The sequence below is a fragment of the Desulfovibrio sp. SGI.169 genome (assembly GCF_050313595.1).
Lineage (GTDB): Bacteria > Desulfobacterota > Desulfovibrionia > Desulfovibrionales > Desulfovibrionaceae > Desulfovibrio.
Map to the genome: position 1 here is coordinate 1 of NZ_JBNPLS010000080.1, position 652 is coordinate 652.

2 protein-coding genes and 1 pseudogene are annotated in these 652 nt (G+C 44.3%); all 3 read right to left on the reverse strand.

Annotated features, from left to right (window positions below):
* Window positions 1-249: IS1 family transposase (locus ACQRA4_RS13840; protein ID WP_427823631.1), on the reverse strand; the 249-nt coding region annotated here is incomplete at its 3' end.
* Entirely contained in the window at window positions 165-446 is a 282-nt protein-coding gene (locus tag ACQRA4_RS13845) for a helix-turn-helix domain-containing protein (protein ID WP_427823630.1), read from the reverse strand. The genes ACQRA4_RS13845 and ACQRA4_RS13840, both read right to left, overlap by 85 nt.
* 48 nt (window positions 447-494) lie before the next feature.
* Window positions 495-560 (reverse strand): annotated as a pseudogene (locus ACQRA4_RS13850) (transposase-like zinc-binding domain-containing protein); the annotation flags it as partial.
* Between the last annotated feature and the right edge of the window lie 92 nt (window positions 561-652).

A 652-nucleotide genomic window follows, 5' to 3' on the forward strand; every position in this document is an offset into this window, starting at 1 on the left:
CCTCCTGAAACGCGTAAACCAATGTCTCTGTCTTCCGTTGTTCTGCTCAAGGTACACCGTTTGTGATTTGCTCTGATAGAGTTTATCGGCAACTATCACTTCAGGATATACTCCCCAGTTATCCGTGCAGAACAGCTCAACTTTCCACCTTGAAAGACGTTCCATCAATTTCGATAGCGTACCCTTATCCCTTCCTCCACATTCCCAGTCAATAAGCTCTCCAGTTTCTCTACGATAAGCTTTCCAGATCCATAGCTTGTTTTTTTTGACCCTAGATAATGCCACATTTCGTCGAGTTCAACAATGATGGCATCACCGGGCGCAGGTTTTTCATAGTGTGTTTTGGCGAATGTCTTTATCCACTTCAAAACAGCAGTCGGAGAAACCCCAATGAGCCTGGCTATAGCCCGTATGGAAAGCCCGAGCGTGTACAAGGTTACTGCCATGGCCTTTTCTTGTGCAGGCCGACCGCGAGGAGTTAGCCTGGTAAACTGCAAAGAACATGATTTGCACTTATATCTTTGTTTTCCTTGAACTTTTCCATTCTTGACGACTTCTATTGATTGATTGACATTTAGGGCATGGCGGTTTTTCGTTCATGTAATCTTATCGCACATAAATGTCGCGAAGTCATTAGTTTATCAACACCCTC

Excerpts from the sequence above, each read along its gene's own strand:
- ACQRA4_RS13845 (WP_427823630.1), bottom strand. The coding sequence starts at position 446 with ATGGCAGTAACCTTGTACACGCTCGGGCTTTCCATACGGGCTATAGCC.